At 60.9% G+C, this 2,542-nt stretch carries 3 protein-coding genes; all 3 read left to right on the top strand.

Annotated elements, in window-relative coordinates:
- The first annotated feature begins 58 nt into the window (after positions 1 to 58).
- From RR842_RS13780 to RR842_RS13770, 3 genes are read left to right on the top strand one after another with little or no spacing between them, the layout of a single operon-like run.
- Positions 59 to 1,246, top strand: coding sequence for an acyl-CoA dehydrogenase family protein (locus tag RR842_RS13780; protein WP_332521333.1), 1,188 nt, complete (start codon positions 59 to 61; stop codon positions 1,244 to 1,246).
- 12 nt (positions 1,247 to 1,258) lie between these two features.
- A complete protein-coding gene (locus RR842_RS13775) occupies positions 1,259 to 1,924 on the top strand; it encodes a hypothetical protein (protein ID WP_332574785.1) in 666 nt (221 codons plus the stop codon).
- Positions 1,925 to 1,930: 6 nt separating this feature from the next.
- Positions 1,931 to 2,161 carry a hypothetical protein gene (locus RR842_RS13770; RefSeq protein ID WP_332574786.1) on the top strand — a complete coding sequence of 77 codons (231 nt, stop codon included), beginning with the start codon at positions 1,931 to 1,933 and terminating at the stop codon, positions 2,159 to 2,161.
- Positions 2,162 to 2,542 lie beyond the last annotated feature (381 nt).

Here is a 2,542-nt window from a genome sequence, read left to right as displayed (position 1 = left end):
ATAGCCACACGGCAAACAGCGCCGCCCCCCAGCGGTGCCGACGTTCAAGGAGGAACATATGGGCAAGCTCAATGGGCAGGAATTGCAGGCGCATCTCAAGGCGCTTCGCGCGTTCGTCGAGGGACCCTGCGAGGACATGCAGGCCGACATCGAGGTAACGAACAAGTTCCCGCAAAAGTTCTACGATCTGTGCAACGAGCACAGCATCTACCGCATGTCGCTGCCCGAGGAATACGGCGGCTGGGGTTTGAACGAGCTTGAGGTACTGAAGTGCCAGGAGGAGTTCTCGCGCGGCCCGGGTGGCATGCGCATGCATATGCACTTCGCCCAGGACTTGAACTGGCGGCCGCTCTACGACTTCGGTTCAGACGAGCTGAAGGCCGAGCTCATGCCCCTGTTCCAAGACAAGTCCATCTTCTCGGCCTGGTGCCTCACCGAAGCCACGGGCGGCACAGGCGCCGACCTGCACACCACTGCGGTGAAGGACGAGAACGGCGACTACATTCTGAACGGCGAGAAGTGGCTCATCTCGTTCACCGACATGAACACGCACTCTTACATCCACGCGGTTACCGACCCGGCTGCCGACCCCGACCATCGCCTGTCCACGTTCTACGTGCCGGTGGACACCCCCGGCTACGAGGTCACGCCCATGCCCCACATGATGGGCTGCCGCGGTGCCGGCCACACCGGCCTCAAGTTCACGAACATGAAGGTTGACAAGAAGTACCTGCTGGGCGAAGAGGGCCAGGGCATGGAGATAGCCATGCACTCGCTGGCCGTGTCGCGCGTGCACATCGCTGCGTCAAACCTGGGCATGGCGCAGCGTATGCTGGAAATCTCGCTGGCGCGTGCGGCCGACCGCATCACGTTCGGCAAGCCCATCATCACGCGCCAGGCCATCAAGATGAAGATCGCCAACATGCAGATGTACATCCACGCGCTGCGCACCATGGTCTACGACTTCTGCAAGGATTACCTACACGAGCCCAATGGCGCCTACATTGCCGAGAAGGCCGCCTGCTGCAAGCTGTTCTCCATCGACACCACGCGCCTCGTGTCCGATGAGATGATGGAGATATTCGGCGGCGACGGCTACTTCGAAGACAACCCGTTCGGCCCGGTGGAGCGCCTGTACCGCGACTGCCGCGCCATGTGGCTGGAAGAGGGCGCGCCCACCGTGCAGCGCATCACCATCGCACGGGACTGCATCTTGCACGGAGGCGTGCTGGAATACCTCGACTAGCGAAACCCGGCCATGCCTGCACGCGCATCCACACACCACGAGGCGAGCCATGCGCTCACGGAGGTCGGTCCCTCGGCCACCTCTGCGCGAGCATCTGCACACTCCCGAGACGCGTCGGCGGAGCCTCGACTCTCGCCGACGCGTACCCGCGCCACCTGGAAGCCACGTGTCGGGAATGAGGACGTAGACCTGTTCGCCTGCGCGCGCTGCGGACAGGTCTACGTCGGCCTCGGCAGCACCGCGGCAGGAGTCGAGACGGACAAGTGGCGGTCGGCCATCATGCAGCCGCCCTACGCTGGATCGCCCTGCCCCACCTGTTGCGACGAGGCGGCGGCACCCGTCGCCTTCGTACCCGTACAGCCCGCCGACGTCGGATACACTACCGACTTCCTGGGAGGAATGGATGCCAACCGCCTGGTACTGTCCTGGACGATCGGCGCACCGAAGCCGCAGCTTATCGTAGTCAAAACGTTCACCGGTATCCTGCAGCGCTCGCTCTCGCCCCACGAGATCGCACAGCGCAGCGCCGTGTTCCCCCTCGCCGACGAGGATGCCTACTGCTACTGCGACCTTGACCCCTGCGAGCACTGCGTCGCCAGCTGCAAGCGGGGCTTCGCCGTGTACGTGGTCTGCGAGGACGGAAGCGCGCTGCGCCTACCCTGCGGCAAGTGGCAATGAGGCAAGATGCAAGATGCAGTCATAGGCCGTCGAACCCAATCGGCGGGCAAAATGGCGGCCAACGACCGCTTTGGTAAGGTTCGCGAAGCATCTGGCAGCAGCCTTCGCGCAAAACGCCAGGTCAAAAAATATCCCCTACCGTTTTCCGCAGGAAAAACTTGCCAAAGCAGCCGCTGGACGCCATTTTCGGCTATACCACTGCTGCATCGCCATTGGCATAACCCAGCCGCGCCGTAGGCTTCCCGAAAACGAGACCTTTGCGGACAGGCGCGCAACACCGCAGAAACCAAGCATAAGTCCAACAAAAATCAAACAAGAACCTTGCAAGAACCTACCCGAAAACCAACGAAACTCAATCGGCAATTCTCTATTGTTTTACCTGATCAATTCCTATATTTCTATTCTTTCAATTTCATATTTCCTGTGCTAGGCTTCACTTATGAGCCTCTGTATCAGCCACATATCAGCTTTCGAATTCTGGCGCACAAGCAGCACCAAGCTACCTCATGCCGCATCGCCTGAACTCGCCCTCAAGCCCAAGCGTGGCACCACGACAGCGCCCAGCAGGCTTCTACGCGATGCAGTCGATCGGCTAGAGCTCTCTTTTCTCACACAACC

Source organism: Gordonibacter sp. (genome assembly GCF_036667095.1).
Classification (GTDB): domain Bacteria; phylum Actinomycetota; class Coriobacteriia; order Coriobacteriales; family Eggerthellaceae; genus Gordonibacter.
This window is presented reverse-complemented; position numbering and strand designations above follow the sequence as displayed.